Below are 17687 nucleotides of genomic sequence, written 5' to 3' on the forward strand. Positions count from 1 at the left end.
GGGGACGGTTTGCCGGTATCGATCTGGCAGAAATCACACCGGCGCGTGCACTCGGACCCGCCGATCAGGAACGTGGCTTCCTTGTCCTCCCAGCACTCAAAAATGTTGGGGCAGCCGGCCTCCTCACACACAGTGTGCAGGCCTTCCTTTTTCACCAGGTTCTTGAGCCCGACAAACTCGGGGCCCATCTGGACCTTGGCCTTGATCCACTCCGGCTTGCGCTCCACCGGAACAGCAGAATTACGCTGTTCAACGCGCAAAAGCTTCCGGCCCTCAGGTGCCAATGTCATTTCTGTACTTCCTTCAGCATTCGACGACGTTGACGGCGAGGCCGCCCATGGCCGTTTCCTTGTATTTGGAGCTCATGTCCTTGCCGGTCTCGCGCATGGTGACAATGACCTCGTCCAGCGAAACGCGGTGGGAGCCGTCGCCCCAGAGCGCCATCTTTGCGGCGTTGATCGCCTTCGCCGCGGCAATCGCGTTCCGTTCGATGCACGGCACCTGCACCAGCCCACCGATCGGATCGCAGGTGAGGCCCAGGTTGTGCTCCATCGCGATCTCCGCCGCGTTCTCCACCTGCGCCGGGGTGCCGCCCATCACCTCCGCCAGGCCCGCCGCCGCCATCGACGACGCCGAACCCACCTCACCCTGGCAGCCCACCTCAGCGCCGGAGATGGACGCCTGCTCCTTGTAGAGCACCCCGACGGCGCCGGCAGCGAGCAGGAACTTAACCACCACGTCGTCGCGGTCCTCCTGCGAGGCGTTCTCCATCCCCGGCGCGAAGTGCAGCGCGTAAAACAGGACCGCCGGGATGATTCCGGCCGCACCGTTCGTGGGGGCGGTAACTACCCTGCCGCCGGAGGCGTTCTCCTCATTGACCGCCAAAGCGATCAAGTTAACCCACTCCTGCCAATACTTCTGGTCATAGAAGTCCTGGTCCTGGCCTTCGCCGTCCGGCCGTGAGCTTTCCTTCTTCAGCCTGTCGTACCAGTCGGGGGCACGACGGCGGACCTTCAGTCCCCCGGGCAGCACGCCTTCGCGCTTCAGGCTGGTCTGCACGCAGTCCTCCATCACCGACCAGATATGCAGCAGGCCTGCGCGGATCTCTTCGGGAGTGCGGCTGTCCTCCTCATTGACGCGCATCACGTCGCTGATGCCCAGACCGGTTTCCCGGCAGTGCTCCAGCAGTTCGGCGGCAGTGCGGAAGGGCAGCGGCAGTTCCTTCTTGGACTCCTCGAGTTCCTGCTGCGCCGCGTCTTCCTCGCCTTCGCGGACGATGAAGCCGCCGCCCACGGAGAAGAATGTGGCGGTGTGCAGGACGTTGCCGTCGGCGTCGGACACGGTGAAGGTCATGCCGTTGGTGTGCCGGGGCAGGACGGTCAGCGGGCGCAGCACCATGTCCTTCACCCCGTAAGGCAGCGCGACCGCGCCAGCCAACTGCAGGGTGCCGGTGTCGGCGATCGCGGCAAGCCGTTCCTCCACCTCGTCCGGCAGGATCAGCTCCGGATGGAAACCCTCCAGCCCCAGCAGGATCGCGGTCATGGTGCCGTGCCCGTGGCCGGTCGCCGCGAGCGACCCGTACAGGTCCACCCGCAGGGAGGCCACGTCCGCGAGCTTGCCCAGGCCTTTGAGCTCCTCGGCAAAGACGGCAGCAGCCCGCATCGGCCCCACAGTATGGGAACTGGAAGGGCCAATCCCTATCGAAAAGAGGTCAAAGACTCCAACAGCCATGCGCGTTTCCTAACTAAGTTCTGGTCGGGGTGGAGGTGCCGGGACATCCTCTGCATGCTCAGTCGCGAAGACGCCCGCTGCGCGGACGTGACTCTCCCTTAGACGCATGCTGCCGGATGCCCCACCACCTCCGAGGGTCCGTTACCAAGGCGACGGAACCGCGAGCGTCGGTGGAGCCGGGCTTTTCGAAAGCGTGCGTCAAAGCGACGAAGGAGCAGCACGCGTGAAAAGTCCGGTCCGCCGTCGCGGACGTAACCGGGCTCAGGAAAGTGGTGCGACGCCGGGATAGAGCGGATGTGCCGATGCCAATGCGTCGACGCGGTGACGCAGGCCGGAAAGGTCCTCGTCGGCGTCGGCTGTTAATGCCTCGGCGATGATGTCCGCAACCTCGCGGAAGGCGTCCTCGCCGAAGCCGCGGGTGGCCAGGGCCGGGGTGCCGATCCGCAGGCCGGAGGTGACCATCGGCGGGCGGGGGTCGAACGGGACGGCGTTGCGGTTCACCGTGATGTCGATGGCTGCCAGCCGGTCCTCGGCCTGCTGGCCGTCGAGTTCGCAGTTGCGCAGGTCGACGAGGACCAGGTGCACATCGGTGCCGCCGGAGACCACGCTGATGCCCTTGGCGCTGACGTCGGGCTGGACCAGGCGCCCGGCCAGGATCCGGGCGCCGGCCAGGACGCGCTCCTGGCGTTCCTTGAACTCGGCGGACGCGGCGATCTTGAACGCCACGGCCTTGCCGGCGATCACGTGCTCCAGCGGGCCGCCCTGCTGGCCCGGGAACACCGCCGAGTTGATCTTCTTGGCGATGCCGGTGTCGTTGGTCAGGATGATGCCGCCGCGCGGACCGGCGAGGGTCTTGTGTGTGGTGGAGGTGGTGACGTGCGCGTGCGGCACCGGCGACGGGTGCAGCCCCGCGGCCACCAGCCCGGCGAAGTGCGCCATGTCCACCATCAGGTAGGCGCCGACGGAGTCGGCGATGCGGCGGAACTCTGCGAAGTCCAGCTGCCGGGCGTAGGCGGACCAGCCTGCCACGATCAGCGCGGGCTTGGTCTCCTGGGCCAGGCGCTCCACCTCGGCCATGTCCACCGTGTGGGTGTCTTCGCGGACGCCGTACGGCACCACGTTGTAGAGCTTGCCGGAGAAGTTGATCTTCATGCCGTGGGTGAGGTGGCCGCCGTGGGCCAGGTTCAGGCCCATGATGGTGTCGCCCGGCTTGATCAGCGCGTGCATCACCGAGGCGTTGGCCTGCGCGCCGGAGTGCGGCTGCACGTTGGCGAACTCCGCGCCGAAGAGCGCCTTGATCCGGTCGATGGCGAGCTGTTCGATGACGTCCACGTGCTCGCAGCCGCCGTAGTAGCGCTTGCCCGGGTAGCCCTCGGCGTACTTGTTGGTAAGGACCGAGCCCTGCGCCTGCATCACGGCGACCGCGGTGTGGTTCTCGGAGGCGATCATCTCCAGGCCGTCGCGCTGGCGGGTGAGTTCGTCGTCGATCTTTGCCGCGATCTCCGGGTCCAGGGCGGACAGGTTCGCGTCCAGGGACGGGGAGACTACCTGCTCGAAGGCGACTGTGCTGGTGCCTGCGGCACCGGTGGCGCTCACAGTTCGCCGCCGTTCGCTGCGGCGTACTCTTCAGCGGACATCAGCGGGCCCTCTTCGGTGACGGCCACCTTGAAGAGCCAGCCGGCGCCGTACGGATCGTTGTTGATCAGGGCGGGATCGGAGACCACTTCGTCGTTGATCTCCACCACTTCGCCAGTGACGGGTGCGTAGAGGTCTGAGACCGACTTGGTGGATTCCACCTCGCCGCAGGTCTCCCCCGCGGTCACCGTGGAGCCAACCTCGGGCAGGTCCACGTAGACGATGTCGCCCAGGGCTTCGGCAGCCACAGCGGAAATGCCGACGCCGGTAGGCCCGGACCCATCAACAGCAACCCACTCGTGCTCGGCCGAGTATTTAAGTTCAGCAACAACTTTTGCCATGTGTATTTCCTTAGGTAGGTGTATGAAAAGTGAAAGAGCGTCAGCCCAATACCCACATCAAGTGAGAGAGCGTTTGGCTAAAACCCGCATCAAGTGAGAGAGCGTTCCGTTAAACCCTGCGAAAAGTGATGCAGCGTCGGGGGTACCAATGGGGACGACGGGGCTGGCATCCGGCAGCGTGCGTCAAAGCGACGAAGGAGCAGCACGCAGAGGATGTCAGCCCCGGCGTCACGCAAGAGCGTTACTTCTGGCGTTTGTAGAACGGGAGCTCTACTACTTGGAACGGCTCTGCCTTGCCGCGGAGGTCGATGTCCAGGGCGGTGCCTGGTGTGGAGTGTTCGACGTCGACGTAGGCCAGGGCGATCGGGTAGCCGAGGGTGGGGCTTGGCTGGCCTGAGGTTACCTCGCCCACCACTGTGCCGTCCTTGAGGACCGGGTAGTGGCTGCGGCCGGCGCGGCGGCCCAGGCCTTTGAGGCCCACGAGCTTGCGGCCCGAGGTGGACCCGGCGCCCAGTTCCTTGAGCTCCGCCAGCACGGCCCTGCCCACGAAGTCCGACTCCTTCTTGAGCGACACAACAGCACCCAGTCCGGCGGCGTAGGGGTTTCCTTCGCGGGAGAGCTCGTTGCCGTAGAGCGGCATGCCGGCTTCGAGGCGGAGCGAGTCCCGGCACGCCAGGCCGGCGGGGATGAGCCCCTGGTCGGAGCCGACTTCCAGCAGGGCCTCCCACAGGCCGGCGGCGTCCTCATTAGGGATGTAGATCTCGAAGCCGTCCTCGCCGGTATACCCGGTGCGGGCCAGCAGCAGCTCCTGGACAGTACCGTTGACGGCGATGCCTACCTCCACAGCCGCGTAGTACTTCAGCTCGGTTACCAGGGAGTGCTGCCCGGCGGGGACCAGCTTCAGCAGGATCGCTTCGGCGTTTGGTCCCTGGATGGCGATCAGCGACGTCTGGGCGGACACGTCTTCCACCCTCACGTCGAAGTTGGCAGCACGCTCGACCAGGGCCGCGGCAACCACCGCAGCGTTGCCGGCATTGGGGACCACCAGGTACTTCTGCTCCCCGCGGCGGTACGTGATGAGGTCATCGATGATGCCGCCGTCTTCCTGGCAGATCAGCGAGTACTTGGCTTTGCCCACGGCCACGGCGGACAGTTTGCCGGTCAGCGCGTAGTCCAGGAAGGCTGCGGCGTCGGGTCCTGTGACCCAGACTTCGCCCATGTGGGAGAGGTCGAACAGGCCGGCGGCGTTGCGCACGGCGTGGTGTTCGGCCAGTTCGGAGCTGTACTTCAGGGGCATCTGCCAGCCGCCGAAGTCGGTGAAGGAAGCGCCGGCAATCTTGTGCTGCTCGTACAGCGCGGTGTAGTTCTCAGTCATGGGATTAGCCTTCCAATCCGATGGTTGAGCTTGTCGAAACCTCGAACTCGGAGAGCGGAGGGCAGGAGCAGACCAGGTTGCGGTCACCTGCGGCGCCGTCGATGCGGCCTACCGGCGGGAAATACTTGTCTTGGCGGAGCGAGGCCACAGGGAAAGCGGCCTGCTCGCGCGGGTAGGAACGATCCCAATCAGAGGAGACGACGGCGGCTGCCGTGTGGGGTGCGTTGCGCAGCGGTGAGTTCTCCACGGAGAAATCGCCGGCGGCCACCTGGTCGATTTCCTGGCGGATGATGATCATGGCTTCGATGAAGCGGTCGATCTCCGCGAGGTCCTCTGACTCGGTGGGCTCCACCATCAGGGTGCCGGCCACCGGGAAGGACAGCGTGGGTGCATGGAAACCGAAGTCGATGAGGCGCTTGGCCACGTCCTCGGCCGTGACGCCGGTCTTGGCCGTCAGGTCGCGCAGGTCGAGGATGCACTCGTGCGCCACCAGCCCGCTTTCACCCGTGTAGAGGACCGGGAAGTGCTCGTCCAGGCGGGCGGCAACGTAGTTCGCAGCGAGCAGCGCGGACTTGGTGGCCTCGGTGAGGCCTTGGCCGCCCATCAGCTTCACGTACGCCCAGGAAATGGGCAGAACACCGGCGGAACCGAAGCGCGAAGCGGAAATCGCAACACCGTGCCCAGCCTCGGCGTTTTCGGAAGAAGCGTTGTTCGCATCACCCGGCATAAACGGTGCCAGGTGGGCCTTGGCGGCAACCGGTCCAACGCCGGGTCCGCCGCCGCCGTGCGGGATGCAGAACGTCTTGTGCAGGTTCAGGTGGGACACGTCGCCGCCGAACTTGCCCGGCTGTGCCAACCCAACGAGGGCGTTCAGGTTCGCGCCGTCAACGTACACCTGGCCGCCGGCCGCGTGGATCGCATCGCAAACCTCGCGGACGTCGGAATCGTACACACCGTGGGTGGACGGGTAGGTGATCATGATGGCCGAGAGGACGTCCTTGTGGGCCTCGATCTTGGCCTGCAGGTCGGCGTGGTCGATGGTGCCGTTGGCAGCAGTAGCGACGACAACAACCTTCATGCCGGCCAGGACGGCGGAGGCGGCGTTGGTGCCGTGCGCCGATGCCGGGATGAGGCAGACGTTGCGCTGCTGATCGCCGCGGGAGTGGTGGTAGCCGCGGATTGCGAGCAGGCCCGCGAGCTCGCCCTGGGAACCGGCGTTGGGCTGGATGGACACCTGGTCGTAACCGGTGATCTCGGCGAGGTCGGCTTCCAGGCCGGAGATCAGTTCACGCCAGCCGGCCGTCTGGGAGTCCGGAGCGAACGGGTGGATGGAGGCGAATTCCGGCCAGGAGATGGCTTCCATCTCTGCGGTGGCATTCAGCTTCATGGTGCAGGAGCCCAGCGGGATCATGGTGCGGTCCAGCGCCAGGTCCCGGTCGGAGAGCCGGCGGATGTAACGCAGCAGCTGGGTCTCGGAGCGGTGGGTGTTGAACACCGGGTGCTGCAGGTAGGTGGAGGTGCGCTGCACGGACGCCGGCAGCTCGAAACCCTCGGCAGACGCAACGGGACCGGCACCAAAGGCGACAACAACCGCGGAGAGGACCTCCGGCGTCGTGGTTTCATCGACGGACACGCCAACTGTGTCCGCGTCGATGAGGCGCAAGTTGATGCCGCGGGCTTCGGCGGCGGTGATCACCTTGGCGGCCTTGCCGGGCACGCGGACAGTGATGGTGTCGAAGAAGGTGCCGGAGACCAGTTCGCGGCCGGCGATCTGCAGCGTGGTGGCCAGGGCGCGGGCGTTGTTGTGGACGGTTTCGGCGATCGCCTTCAGGCCGTCGGGGCCGTGGTAGACGGCGTAGAAGGACGAGACGATGGCCAGCAGCGCCTGCGCGGTGCAGATGTTGGAGGTGGCCTTCTCGCGGCGGATGTGCTGCTCGCGGGTCTGGAGGGCCAGGCGGTAGGCGGGGACACCGGCGTTGTCCTTGGACACGCCCACGATGCGGCCGGGAAGCGTGCGCTCCATGCCGTCACGGACGGCCATGTACGCGGCGTGCGGTCCCCCAAAGAACAACGGCACGCCGAAGCGCTGCGTGGAGCCGACGGCAATGTCCGCCCCCTGCTCGCCCGGAGGCGTGATCAGGGTGAGGGCCAGCAGATCGGCGGCGACGGTAACCAGCGCGCCGCGGTCCTTGGCCTCGGCGATGACCGCGGTCTGGTCCCAGACGCGGCCGGAAACGCCGGGCTGCTGGAGGACCAGGCCATTGATATCGCCGTCGGGCAGGCCGGCCGTAAGATCGGCGATTTCCACCTCTAAGCCGAGGGCTTCGGCGCGGCCCAGCACGATGGCGATGGTCTGCGGGAGGAGGTCGGCGTCCAGGACGGTCTTGCCGTCTTTAGCGGTCTTGTTCTTGTTGGCCCGGCGCATCAGCAGCACGGCCTCTGCCACGGCGGTGGCTTCGTCCAGCAGGGAGGCGTTGGCCACGGGAAGTGCGGTGAGGTCCTGCACCATGGTCTGGAAGTTAAGCAGCGCCTCAAGCCGGCCCTGCGAGATTTCAGGCTGGTACGGGGTGTAGGCGGTGTACCAGGCGGGGGCCTCGAGGATGTTTCGGTGGATCACCGGCGGGGTCACGGTGTCGTAGTAGCCCTGGCCGATCATCTGCACGGCCATCTTGTTTTTGCCGGCGAGTTTGCGGAGCTCGGCAAGGACCTCGACTTCGCTGAGCGCGCTCTCGAGCGTGAGCGGCTTGTCCTGGCGGATGGAATCCGGGACTGCGCTGTCAACGAGGCCATCCAGGGTGTCGTAGCCGACGGCCTTGAGCATGGTGTCGATGTCGGACTGGCGGCGCGCGCCGATATGGCGGTCTGCGAAGGTGGCGGGGGACGATTGAACCGTCATAAGAGGAACTCCATAATTCAGGTGGTGCCGAAGCACCACGTTGATTCGGGTTCCTCCCCGCTCTGTATTGGACCTGAGAGTTTTGCGTTGTCCTGCTGTTTTGCAGGGCGCCGCTTGCACCGTCGGTGAGCCCGGTTGCCCGGACTGCTTTCCAGAGTTGCCTTGCCGCGGCGGTACGTGGGCCTGAGAGATTCCTGGGGAGGATTTGCTCCTACGGCGCCTGCAGAACGTACCGGCAGGACTCTCCCGCCGCAGATCATCAGCATGTGCCACTGGTGGGTGACACGGCTCACACCTTACAGGAGTCGCGGGCAGGAAGCAAAACGGCGCCTCCCAGCCAGGAGGACGGACGACGGCGGCACGTCCCGCCGTCGTCCCCTCCCCTGAGCGTTAGGGGGCGCCGGCGGGGACACCCTTCGCGGGGCCTGAGATAATGGCCGAATGGAGATCGCCCTGGGACTTCTGGTTCTCGTTGCGGTGGTGTGCGCCGGAAGTGCGCTGGGCCGGAAGCTGAACATTTCGGTGCCGCTGCTGCTGGTGCTGGCGGGCGTGATCGGTTCTTTCCTCCCGTTTGTTCCGGACATTGAACTGAACCCGGAACTGGTCCTCGTGGGCCTGCTGCCGCCGCTGCTGTACGCCGCGGCGCTGCGGACGTCGCTGTTCGATTTCGGTTCCAACCGCCGCGCCATCGGCCTGCTCTCGGTGGGCTATGTCATCTTCGGCACCATCACGGTGGGACTGGTGGTCTGGTGGCTGTTTCCGGAGATTCCGGTGGCCGCAGCGATCGCCCTGGGTGCGGTGCTGGCGCCGCCGGATGCGGTGGCTGCCACATCCATCGCGCGGAAGGTGGGGATGCCGCGCAGGATTGTCACCATCCTGGAAGGCGAATCCCTGGTCAACGACGCCACCGCGTTGATCTGCCTCCGGGCAGCGATCGCTGCGATCTCCGGGTCAGTGTCCGCGGCCGGGATCGCCGGGGACTTCCTGCTCGCCGTGGGCGGCGGTCTGGTGGTGGGCCTGGCCGCGGCCTACGTCCTGACCATGCTGCGCAAGCGGATCCGGAACGTCGCGATCAACACTTCCACGTCCCTGGCCGCCCCCTTTGTGGCGTACCTGCCGGCCGAGGCCATCCACGCTTCCGGGGTGCTCGCCGTCGTCGTTACTGGCTTGGTGATGGGCACAAAGGCGCCGTCCATGCCCAACGGTGCCGCCCGGCTGAGCCAGCGCAGCAACTGGAACACCGTGCAGTTCCTGCTGGAAAACTCGGTGTTCCTGCTGATCGGGCTCCAGGTCCGGACCATCATCGAAGGTGTCCAGGACGATTCCCTGGGTGCGGGCCGGATCTGGGCGGGCTGCGCGCTGATCCTGCTGGCGGTGCTGGTGCTCCGGCCGGTGTGGGTGTTCCCGGCCACTTACCTCCCCCGCCTTATCCCGGCGGTGCGGCGCAGCGATCCGTCGCCGCCCTGGCAGTTCCCGGCGATTGTTTCCTGGGCCGGGATGCGTGGGGTGGTCACCCTCGCCGCGGTGCTGGTGCTGCCCGAGGACCTGGAGCACCGTTCAGTGCTGATCCTCGCTGCCCTTGTGGTGGTGGGCGGCACGCTGACGCTGCAGGGCTTCACCCTCCCGGCGCTGGTCCGGCTGTTGCGGGTCCAGGGCCCCGACCAGCGCGAGGATGCATTGAACAAGGCGTCGCTGATGCAGCTCGCCACCGCTGCCGGCGTGACCCGGCTGCAGGAATTGCGGACGGACGACGACCCGCCGGAGGTGGTGGCCATGCTGAAGCGGCGCACGCAGGAGCGCGGGCTGGCGGCGTGGGAACGGCTGGGCCGGCCGTCGGCGGAGACGGCCACTCCCAGCGAGCGTTATGCCCGGTTGCGGCTTGCCATGCTGGAGGCCGAACGGGCCAAGGTGCTGGATCTGCGGCGCGGCGGCGAGTACGCGCAGGAGGTCCTCAGCGATGTCCTGGAGCGGCTGGATGTTGAGGAATCGATGCTGGACGTGGCGCTGGACGAGGTGGATGCGTCCGGCGAGGGCGGCGGCGAAGGCATCGCGCGGCCCGGCGGGGTATGCGGGCATCTCGAGCAGGCCCGGCCCCTTGAGGCGCCACGGAACGCATTCTGCACTGACTGCCTTCGGGAAGGAACCACTACTGTGCACCTGCGGATGTGCCTGGCTTGCGGGCAAGTGGGGTGCTGCGACTCCTCGCCCGGAACGCACGCGTCAAGGCATTTCCAAGCCACCGGGCACCCTGTCATGCGCAGCATCGAGCCGGGCGAGGACTGGCGCTGGTGCTATCAGGACGACCTGCTGGGGTGATGGCCCGCTGAGGTGCGGCCTGCTCCCGTGAGGGGACGACGGCGGGAAGGTCCCGCCGTCGTTCGGTCACCTGAAGGTTTCAAGGGGCTAAGCCCCGGGCAGTTGGATTACGCCGAGCTGCTGCATCAGCCCAAGATCGTCCCGGTCAGACCAGTGCTCCACGATCTTTCCATTCTGGATCCGATGGATGGCCACTGCAGTCTCCCTCAGCTGGGCGCCGGTGGGAGGCAGCGGTCCGGGAAGCTCGCCCACATGCCGCCCGGTAGCTGTCAGCCTGGTCACCACCTTGTCCCCTTCTGCAACCTGGTCCTCAATCTCGTGGACGCCAGGCGTAGCCGAAAGAAAGATGCGGAAGGCCTGCTTCAGTCCTTCGCGTCCTGCCGGCAGTCCAGGAAACGGCGGGTGATGGTCGAGATAGTCTTCCGCCACCAGGTCATCCATCGCGTCGATATTCCCGGCGTCGATCTCGGCGTAGAAGCGGCGCACGAGCTCTTTGTTGTCCTCAGTTCCCAAGGCAGGCCTCCCTTTTGTACACGGGGTTTCGCGCTCGGATGGGATCAGGTGTCGCCGTTACAAGCGTGCCGTGGAGGGCCCATTGTAAGTCCCCAATCGGCACTCCGGTAGAAGGTCAGGAGACGCCGGCGAGGACGCCGTCAATCTGTTCCAGCAGTCCGGGCCAGCCGTTGCCCATGCCTTCAATGGCCTGCTTGCCCATGGGGGTGTCGAGGCGGAAGCCGGCGTGTTCATGGTGGAGGATGGTGCCGCCGTCCACCGGCTCGAGCCGCCAGGTGATGGTGGTGTCCAGCATGCCTTCTGAGAAGAGGAAGCTGATGGAGGTGCCGGGGTCCACGGTGAGGACTTCACACTGCTGCTGGCCCCAGGAGCCCATGTCCATGGTGAAGCGGTGGCCGACGACCGGCGCCATGTCACCGGGCGCCCACCAGCGGGCCAGCAGTTCCGGCGTAGTCAGTGCGGCCCACACGGATTCCGCGGGGTGCGGATAGCGGCGCTCGAGCCGAATGGCGTTCTCAGTCATGACGGTTTCTCCTCGTCCAGAAGTTCTGCCAGCGCGTCGAGGCGCCGGTTCCAGTAGTGCTCGAAGTGCTTCACCCAACCGCCGATATCAGCGAGGCCTTGCGGCTGGAGGTGGTACAGCCGGTTGCGGCCGCGCCGTTCTTCCCTGACCAGCCCGGCCTCCCGGAGGACGGCCAGGTGTTCGGACGCTGCGGAACGGCTGAGGTTCAGCAGCCCGGTGAGTTCGCCCGCTGTCCGGGGACCCTGGCGCAGCTCGTCCAGGATGACGCGCCTGGCCGGGTTGGAGACAGCGCCGAATACGTCAGGAAGCACAGGATCAGTAAATGTCGGAAATTTCCGACATATCTAGCGGGGACTTCTCCGGCCGATCCGGTGCCCTGCCCAGAAGGCGAGCAGGAGCAGCCCCACCACGGCTATTGCCACGCCGATCTGGGTTCCTTGGGTTATCAGGGCAGCGCCGTTGGCACTGAACGGCGTACTGCTGAGCGGTGCATACGCGAACCAGCCCACGTAATCCCTGTTCAGGAAGGCGATGAGCCCGCCTGCCAGCACCGCGGCGAAGCCCGCCAGAGGCACGACGGCGGCACGGACTTTGACTCTTTTTGGCGTGTTCGGCTGCTCGGCAGCATTGTTTTCCCCCATGGAAGCGAGTCTAGCCGGGCCGCAGCAGCCGGGATTAGGCTGGGCGGATGTTGACTATCGGAACGATTGTCCTCGGCGTCAACGACATTGCCGCCGCCACCGATTTCTGGCACGAAGCCTTGGGCTATGTCCCGCGGGAGCAAGGTGACGAGACCTGGGTAACCCTTGCGCCGGCGTCGGGGCCTGGAGCGCAGCTGTCACTGATGCGGAGCGAGACGCCGGTCCAGGAACATCCCCGGATCCATCTGGATTTGTATGCGGACGACCAGAGCGCTGAGGTGGAACGGCTGGTCGCACTCGGCGCCCAGCGCGTGGACTGGGACCTGTATCCGGAAGACCCAGACTTCATCGTGCTCGCTGATCCTGACGGGAACAGGTTCTGCGTCATCGACAAGAGTCCGCGGTAGGACCGCCGTCGAACGTGTTCTTCGACGCTGACGCCCGGGAACATTCCTGTCCGCCATGCCGTTGACATCCCTACGACCCGCGCCGCCTTTGAACGCGGCGGCGCTTACGGAAGGGAACACATGGCCAGGGCTATCTGGAACGCAAAAGTCATCGCCGAATCCACGGACACCGTGGTGGTGGAAGGCAACCACTACTTCCCGCGCGAAGCCGTCAACCCCGACTATCTCAGGGACAGCGACCTCTACTCCATCTGCCCATGGAAGGGCAGGGCCAGCTATCACACGCTCGAAGTAGACGGAAAGCTGAACGTGGACGCGGCCTGGTACTACCCGGAAACGAAGCCGCGGGCAAAGCAAATCGAGGACCGGATCGCGTTCTGGCGCGGGGTCACCATCGAGGCTTAAGTACAAAAGGCAACGGACGACGGCGGAACCTCCCGCCGTCGTCAGGTCAAGTAGGCCACCATGGTGATTGTGGATGCACAGCAGCTTTTCCCCGGCGCGCTCACGGCGATCTATGATGCGCTTTCAGCGCGGATGTCCGGGCTGGGTGACGACATCGTCCAAGAGTTTTCAAGAACCCAGGTAAGTTACGGGGCGGCGCGTAAGTTCACGTGGCTCACCCCCATCTCGAAGAGCAAAGCGCTTCTGACCATGGACATGTGGGATGAGCACCATGCCGCGTTCGTCCGTAATGTCATCCCGTTTCGTCACGATAAGTACACCCACCAGGTGGAAGTACGCACCCCAGCCGACGTTGAGTCTGTTGCCGCCCTCGGCTGGTTTGAAGATTCAGCCGCCTGGGGCCGGAAGCAACGCTGACCAGTCGGCTGCTTCATAGGCGCCGGGATCGTCGCTTTCCTCAAGCTGATCTTGTCCGGTTCCACTAAGTGCCGACGATGACGTACTCGCCATTGAGCTCCTTAACCAGGCGTTCGATGTCCCTCGTTGACGGTTGGCCGGTGGCTATTTCAGTGAAGTCGACAACCATCCAATTCTTCCCATGGACTAGATGGATTTTGCCTTGGTTGGAGTCAGACAAGATCTGGTAGGTTTCGCGAAATGCTTTCTCATCTGCAAAAAGGTCTATCTGGACCTTTTCAAAGCATAATTTCTGCGCCGAGGCCAGCCTGATGCCATCGCCCATTGGAACAATTGGATCACCAACAGGATCAGCTTCGCAGCCAAGGACGTCATTGACGGCGGTGTAAGCCTCATCCATGGAGCTGAATCCTTGTAGGTTCTCGCCTCCCGGTTGCTCTTTGGCGCCGCATCCCGTGACCGGAACGGCCACAAGAAAAGCAGCCATTGCAATATTCGGCAAACACCTGTTCTTCGCCACTTTTACCCCCGGTGATCTATCGCACTATTCCTTATGCATGAGGAACCCAATAGCCCTTTCTGGTCCGGCGGGGGTGCGGTATTTATCGCTGCATGCCGAGAGTGGCGATCAGGTCCTCGTGGAACTCGAACCAAATGCGATGAAAGGAATCACGGTCTGTGGCGATTAGCCAGGCTGTTTCCGTGGCTGCGTTTGCCACCGCCTGCTCGAGGCGTTGGGTATATCCGCTAAACCGCGGCAACGCTCCAGCCAGGCGGGCTTCCAGGCCGCGGAAGGATGCCACGGCGTCCGTAAAGGTTTGATTCGTCCGGTGGTCCATCCCGTCATTTTGCTGGTTCTCCCGGGAGAGCCGGTCGAGCTGAAGCTGGCTGCAGGCCGCGACGACATCCGTGTTCAGGGGCACAAACTCCGAGTGCACGGACGTGACCGCGGCACGTGCATCCGCCGCTTCAAGTTCCCCGGCCAGTAGCCGCTCGTTTTCCGTCCTTCCGGCGACAGTCAGGGACCACCCCCGCGAGCCTCCGAACGAGGAGCGTGCGGCCCACCCCTTCGAGCCGGCTTCGATGAGAAGAGATTCGACTTGTTGGGAATCCTGGCCAAACCTTTGCGCAACTGCCCCAGTGTCGGCGAAGCCGAGAAGCCGGATGGAGTGGAGGGTGAGCAGCATTGTGGGCTGGTTCGAGCTCATCGCAGAACCTTTGACGGCGCTTCGGTGACGGTTCCCTGGGTTCCGTCGACCACGATGGTGGTGCCGGCCGGGAAAAGGTGGAGGGCGCCGGCTACCCCTAAAACAGCCGGAATGCCGTATTCGCGAGCCACGATAGCGGCGTGCGAAAGCATCCCGCCTGTTTCCGTGACGATTGCAGCGGCCAGCCCGAATAGCGGTGTCCAGGCAGGGTCAGTGGTCCGGCAGACAAGGATATCGCCGGGCATCACTGTCGAAAATTCATCCACGCTATGCACCGTCCTAGCCGTACCGCAGGCAGTCCCGGGGCTGGCGCCGGTTCCAATGGAAGTCATCAACCAAAATTACCGGGTTGGGCCGGCAGCATCGGGGAGGAGCCTGTTCTGTAATTTGCGAGCGCATCAGCAAGCATCCGGTGGCCTTGTTTCTCGAACTCGCGGTCGCCGACCTGGAAAGCCCAGGCGGCGGTGGTGACGGCTTCACGCAGCAGCGTTATATTCCAGAGTCTGCTCCCTCGCGGATCTGAACCATATCCCTCAAAGAAGGCCGCCTCCAGCTCGGGACGGGTCCGCCATTGCTGCACAGCCAGGCGGCAGAAATCGCTGATGGCCGGCCTGAATTCAAACCGGCCGAAGTCTATGACTCTTAACTCAGCCCCGTTCATGAGCCAGTTGCGTGGCTGCCAGTCTCCATGGGTCGGCACCACCGGCACCGGTTCCGGCCGGTATGCGGCGAGTACGCCCCGCACTTTCCCTGCCACAGATTCTTCAATGCGGTGGGGCGTCTCCAGCCAGGCCATCGCTTTCTCCGTAGCTGCCGCCTCATACCGCGAGTCAGTCCGAACAGTTTGGGCCTGGAACTCACGCAGAAGCTGCCCGGCTTGCAGGTAAGTGCCGCTCTCATATTCAGCTGCGCTTCCCTCCACCAGGTAACCCTCCAGATACTCCGTTATCAGGAGGTTCAAGGAAGGGTTGGCGTGTACGAGTATGGGTGCCCGCTCCTGGCGGGCCCAGGCTTCTGTCCAGGCCTCATGAGCGTCTAGTTCACGCCGTATGTGACGGTTGGAAGGTCCCGCTGCCTTGATGACGTACCTACCCTGTCCGTGCGCCACTTCAAGCACAGCGGTATCCACGAGGTTCCACGAAAGATCATTGAGGAATCGAACGCCCGGGAGCCGGGTTTCCACGAACTCGGCTTGTCCGGCACTAAGCCGGTTCCGGTGCCAGGATTCCATCCCAGCAGACTAACGCGTCCACGCCGGATCTTTCCCTGGCAGTTGGCGCCATGGTTCCGACCTCGCTCAAGGTGCCTCGCTGCCCCAGCGTGCCAGCGCGTCGATCGCCTCGCGCAAGGCGAGCCCGCGATCGGTCAGCGCGTAGGCCCGGGTGTTGTGCCGGAGGGGCAGGCGGGACAGGACGCCGGCAGCCTCGAGCTCGCGCAGGCGGGTCGCAAGCATGTTGGTCGGCACTCCGAGATCGCGCTGCAGATCGCCGTAGCGCTGTGGCCCGTCGAGCAGCCGCTCCACGAGGAGCAGGGCCCACCGCGCTCCGACGATGTCGAGGGCCGCGGCGAGGTTGCTCACGCGGTCGGATCGGTGTCCGGCTTCATCCAAAACGGCGAGTAGTGGTAGCCGTCGGGGTCGTCGAATTGGCGCTGGTACATGAAGGGGTAGTCGTCGGTGTCACCGATCCGCCCGCCGGCGGCGCCGGCGCGTTCGGTGAGCTCGTCGACCGCCTCGCGGCTGCCGAGGTCGAATGAGACCGTGACTTTCGAGGGGGTGTCGGGTCCGCCGACCAGCTCCTCGGCGCCGCCGATGCTCGCGTACATCTCGCGGCTGCCGAGCATGACGTACTGCTCGGGCGCGATCTCGAAGCATGACACGTTGTGGTCGGACATCTTGGCGTTGAGGGTCCAGCCGAGGGCGGAATAGAAGGCGGTGGCGCGCTCAACATTCTCTACGGGGCAGGTGATGAAAAGGCTCATGACGCCATACTTGCAAAATGCAAGTATGGCGTCAAGCCCTCAGCCGCAGGAGATTGCAATGAGTTCAAACTGATATCCGTACCACTCTTCATTGTCACGGGTTCTGTGCCGGAGGAGACTTGAGGCGACGGCATCCCATCAGGGGCCGCCCGCGGGGCCAGCCGGCTGCAGGGCCTCACAGCACTCTGTAGCGGCCTGGTGGATCGATGAGCTCCATGACACCTCTCGAAAAGGCCGCTCAGCGTTCGCGCCATCTGGTGTATTTGGTGGCTATCGCACTGATTGGATGTCTCGGCGGGTGCGAGTATGAATCCAACGACGTCTCCCTCCCGTCCGCCAGTTCTCCCACTACGGAGGCTCGCATTGTCCCACCGCCGCCGGAGAGTGGCGACACTCGCACGGTCCCACTGCTGCCGGAGAATGGCGCCATCGACGCCGGCACATACCTCGTCCTCGCCCCTGGCTACACGGCGCCATTCGAGATCACTGTCCCAGACGGCTGGTCGAGTGAAAGCGGTGACACCCTGGGCAAGAACGACCCGGATCATCCGGGGGACGCGGCCGTCTACGTGGCTTGGTGGCCCGTCGACCATGTGCCGACGGACGCCTGCGAGTGGGTGGGCGCCCTCGCCGAGGTCGATCCGTCGCCTTTGGCCTTCGTTGACGCCATGGCGGCGCAGAAGTCCACCGTGAGTACCCCCGCCGTCAAGGTCATGGTGGGCGACTACTCCGGCTTCGAGTTCGACCACTCGGTCGAGGGCGACGTGGAGATCACAGCCTGCGATGGCAAAAGGCTCTGCATCCACTCATCATCCGCATACGAATGCGGACGCTGGTACTCGACTCAGAATGAACGCGAAACCTACCGGGTGGTCGACCTGAACGGCCAGCGCGCGGTGATCTGGGTGGCCCAGTACCGCCCACCCATCAATCCGGAGCTGACGAGAGAGGCACGAGCCGTCTTCGACTCGATCGTGTTCAAGTCCGACAAGTGACCAGCTGATGCGATAGGCGATCCCGCCCGCGGACGCCGACTCCTTCTCTGAACCCACCTCGGTGTCTTGTAGCCTCAATGCCTCGAAACCCTTGGATTTCGCAACACTGAGGCTACGAGACACATCAAGTTGAATTGGGGGAAAAATTCGGGTGCCTGCAAGAGGACCTTTCCCATCCGCTGCATTGCTTGGCGTAATGGTCAACTAGCTGTACTAACCCGGTTGGTTGGTGACACGGCTGACCGGTGAGGCGCCTTTGAGTGCGGTGTGGGGCCTGTGGTGATTGTAGTACTCGATGAAGTTG

General features: G+C 64.7%; 20 protein-coding genes, 1 pseudogene and 2 riboswitches. Of the genes and pseudogenes, 5 read left to right on the forward strand and 16 right to left on the reverse strand.

Annotation, left to right across the window (positions count from 1 at the left end; translation table 11 throughout):
- The 6 genes and pseudogenes from BMX78_RS21605 to gcvP all read right to left on the reverse strand — a co-directional run.
- Positions 1-290, reverse strand: a pseudogene (locus tag BMX78_RS21605) (lipoyl synthase); the annotation flags it as partial.
- Positions 291-303: 13 nt separating this feature from the next.
- On the reverse strand, positions 304-1731 hold the full coding sequence (locus BMX78_RS21610) for an L-serine ammonia-lyase (RefSeq protein ID WP_091424382.1): 1428 nt from the start codon (positions 1729-1731) through the stop codon (positions 304-306).
- 261 nt (positions 1732-1992) lie between these two features.
- The gene (gene glyA / locus BMX78_RS21615; protein WP_091424384.1) at positions 1993-3327 is read right to left on the reverse strand and encodes a serine hydroxymethyltransferase; all 1335 of its coding nucleotides are present in this window, start codon (positions 3325-3327) and stop codon (positions 1993-1995) included.
- On the reverse strand, positions 3324-3707 hold the full coding sequence (gene gcvH, locus BMX78_RS21620) for a glycine cleavage system protein GcvH (RefSeq protein WP_050053607.1): 384 nt from the start codon (positions 3705-3707) through the stop codon (positions 3324-3326). The genes glyA and gcvH overlap by 4 nt, the downstream gene beginning before the upstream one ends.
- Positions 3708-3948: 241 nt before the next feature.
- Complete coding sequence (gene gcvT, locus BMX78_RS21625) at positions 3949-5082, reverse strand: glycine cleavage system aminomethyltransferase GcvT (protein ID WP_091424386.1); 1134 nt, start codon at positions 5080-5082, stop codon at positions 3949-3951.
- 4 nt (positions 5083-5086) lie between these two features.
- Positions 5087-7978 (reverse strand): aminomethyl-transferring glycine dehydrogenase, encoded by a 2892-nt coding sequence (gcvP, locus tag BMX78_RS21630; protein ID WP_091424390.1) that lies wholly within the window; start codon positions 7976-7978, stop codon positions 5087-5089.
- Positions 7979-8030: 52 nt separating this feature from the next.
- Positions 8031-8138, reverse strand: a riboswitch (glycine riboswitch).
- Position 8139: 1 nt separating this feature from the next.
- Positions 8140-8237: riboswitch (glycine riboswitch) on the reverse strand.
- Positions 8238-8419: 182 nt separating this feature from the next.
- Between gcvP and BMX78_RS21635 the strand changes: the two genes are divergently transcribed.
- Positions 8420-10294: a Na+/H+ antiporter gene (locus tag BMX78_RS21635; protein WP_091424392.1), complete on the forward strand. Its 1875-nt coding sequence runs from the start codon at positions 8420-8422 to the stop codon at positions 10292-10294.
- 87 nt (positions 10295-10381) lie between these two features.
- On the opposite strand, the gene BMX78_RS21640 is transcribed toward BMX78_RS21635, so the two are convergent.
- The 4 genes from BMX78_RS21640 to BMX78_RS21655 form a co-directional block, all read right to left on the reverse strand.
- Complete coding sequence (locus BMX78_RS21640) at positions 10382-10807, reverse strand: ester cyclase (protein ID WP_091424395.1); 426 nt, start codon at positions 10805-10807, stop codon at positions 10382-10384.
- Between the two features lie 115 nt (positions 10808-10922).
- Positions 10923-11330 (reverse strand): SRPBCC family protein, encoded by a 408-nt coding sequence (locus BMX78_RS21645; RefSeq protein WP_091424397.1) that lies wholly within the window; start codon positions 11328-11330, stop codon positions 10923-10925.
- Complete coding sequence (locus BMX78_RS21650; protein ID WP_091424400.1) at positions 11327-11641, reverse strand: ArsR/SmtB family transcription factor; 315 nt, start codon at positions 11639-11641, stop codon at positions 11327-11329. The genes BMX78_RS21645 and BMX78_RS21650 overlap by 4 nt, the downstream gene beginning before the upstream one ends.
- 33 nt (positions 11642-11674) lie before the next feature.
- On the reverse strand, positions 11675-11971 hold the full coding sequence (locus tag BMX78_RS21655) for a hypothetical protein (RefSeq protein WP_091424402.1): 297 nt from the start codon (positions 11969-11971) through the stop codon (positions 11675-11677).
- Between the two features lie 47 nt (positions 11972-12018).
- Here BMX78_RS21655 and BMX78_RS21660 point away from each other — a divergent pair, with 47 nt between their 5' ends.
- The 3 genes from BMX78_RS21660 to BMX78_RS21670 all read left to right on the forward strand — a co-directional run bounded on the left by BMX78_RS21660 (position 12019) and on the right by BMX78_RS21670 (position 13200).
- Positions 12019-12378 (forward strand): VOC family protein, encoded by a 360-nt coding sequence (locus tag BMX78_RS21660; protein ID WP_091424405.1) that lies wholly within the window; start codon positions 12019-12021, stop codon positions 12376-12378.
- Positions 12379-12498: 120 nt separating this feature from the next.
- Positions 12499-12783, forward strand: a complete 285-nt coding sequence (locus tag BMX78_RS21665; RefSeq protein ID WP_091424407.1) for a DUF427 domain-containing protein — start codon at positions 12499-12501, stop codon at positions 12781-12783.
- A 60-nt stretch (positions 12784-12843) separates the two neighbouring features.
- Positions 12844-13200 carry a DUF5655 domain-containing protein gene (locus BMX78_RS21670; RefSeq protein ID WP_091424410.1) on the forward strand — a complete coding sequence of 119 codons (357 nt, stop codon included), beginning with the start codon at positions 12844-12846 and terminating at the stop codon, positions 13198-13200.
- Between the two features lie 64 nt (positions 13201-13264).
- Here BMX78_RS21670 and BMX78_RS21675 read toward each other — a convergent pair whose 3' ends face one another.
- The 6 genes from BMX78_RS21675 to BMX78_RS21700 all read right to left on the reverse strand — a co-directional run bounded on the left by BMX78_RS21675 (position 13265) and on the right by BMX78_RS21700 (position 16388).
- Entirely contained in the window at positions 13265-13687 is a 423-nt protein-coding gene (locus BMX78_RS21675; RefSeq protein WP_139205066.1) for a hypothetical protein, read from the reverse strand.
- A 115-nt stretch (positions 13688-13802) separates the two neighbouring features.
- On the reverse strand, positions 13803-14408 hold the full coding sequence (locus tag BMX78_RS21680) for a hypothetical protein (protein ID WP_170850912.1): 606 nt from the start codon (positions 14406-14408) through the stop codon (positions 13803-13805).
- Entirely contained in the window at positions 14405-14674 is a 270-nt protein-coding gene (locus BMX78_RS21685; protein WP_286139216.1) for a PEP-utilizing enzyme, read from the reverse strand. The genes BMX78_RS21680 and BMX78_RS21685 overlap by 4 nt, the downstream gene beginning before the upstream one ends.
- 65 nt (positions 14675-14739) lie before the next feature.
- Positions 14740-15639, reverse strand: coding sequence for a phosphotransferase (locus tag BMX78_RS21690; protein WP_091424415.1), 900 nt, complete (start codon positions 15637-15639; stop codon positions 14740-14742).
- Between the two features lie 66 nt (positions 15640-15705).
- Positions 15706-15987, reverse strand: a complete 282-nt coding sequence (locus BMX78_RS21695) for a winged helix-turn-helix transcriptional regulator (protein ID WP_091424418.1) — start codon at positions 15985-15987, stop codon at positions 15706-15708.
- The gene (locus tag BMX78_RS21700) at positions 15984-16388 is read right to left on the reverse strand and encodes a VOC family protein (RefSeq protein WP_091424420.1); all 405 of its coding nucleotides are present in this window, start codon (positions 16386-16388) and stop codon (positions 15984-15986) included. The genes BMX78_RS21695 and BMX78_RS21700 overlap by 4 nt, the downstream gene beginning before the upstream one ends.
- Positions 16389-16654: 266 nt before the next feature.
- On the opposite strand from BMX78_RS21700, the gene BMX78_RS21705 reads away from it, so the two are divergent.
- Positions 16655-17383 carry a hypothetical protein gene (locus BMX78_RS21705; RefSeq protein WP_502686319.1) on the forward strand — a complete coding sequence of 243 codons (729 nt, stop codon included), beginning with the start codon at positions 16655-16657 and terminating at the stop codon, positions 17381-17383.
- The last annotated feature ends 304 nt before the right edge of the window (positions 17384-17687 follow it).

Origin of the sequence: Arthrobacter sp. OV608 (assembly GCA_900110595.1) — a bacterium.
Taxonomy (GTDB): Bacteria; Actinomycetota; Actinomycetes; order Actinomycetales; family Micrococcaceae; genus Arthrobacter.